This window comes from Mycobacterium sp. E342, assembly GCF_001667665.1.
Classification (GTDB): Bacteria; Actinomycetota; Actinomycetes; order Mycobacteriales; family Mycobacteriaceae; genus Mycobacterium.
Genome location: NZ_LZJM01000051.1, coordinates 1 through 526, shown reverse-complemented (window position 1 = coordinate 526; position 526 = coordinate 1). Strand labels below are relative to the sequence as shown.

Annotated in this window: 1 protein-coding gene; it reads left to right on the top strand. The window is 61.8% G+C overall.

Annotated elements, in window-relative coordinates; all coding sequences use genetic code 11:
* Positions 1–526: sensor domain-containing protein (locus A5692_RS02665; protein WP_068051727.1), on the top strand; the 526-nt coding region annotated here is incomplete at both ends.

Here is a 526-nt window from a genome sequence, read left to right as displayed (position 1 = left end):
AGATTGTCGGTGCGAAACTCAACTGGGCGTCCAAACCTCCGCCCGGCGCGACCTCCCCGCCCGTGGCCGCCTTCGCCGACGAGGGTGACCCCGAGTGCGAACCGCTGATCGCGCCAGACACGTACTCGGTGGGGGTGGCTTACACCGCGTGGCGGAGCAATCTCTACAAAGAGGACAAGGACACGTACGAGCATGCGGTCCGTCAAGCCGTTGCGACGGTAGCCGACGCGAAAACGGCGACTCAGTTGCTCGACAATGGGCTCGCGAAGCCCGTAAATTCCTGCGACAACGCCGTTTTGCACCGCAAAGACGACATATCGAGATGGAGATTCCAAAAGACCGACGCCGCCGGCAAGGATCTGACGTGGACCGCGACGGAACTGCAGGACGGGAAGCCCACCGGTTGGATCTGCCCCAACGTGGCGCGCGCGAAGAACAATGTGATCATCACTGCGCAGGTGTGCCAATACGGCAATGGCGCTCCGGCCACCGCGACAATTCTGGACAAGATGTCGGAGAAGATACC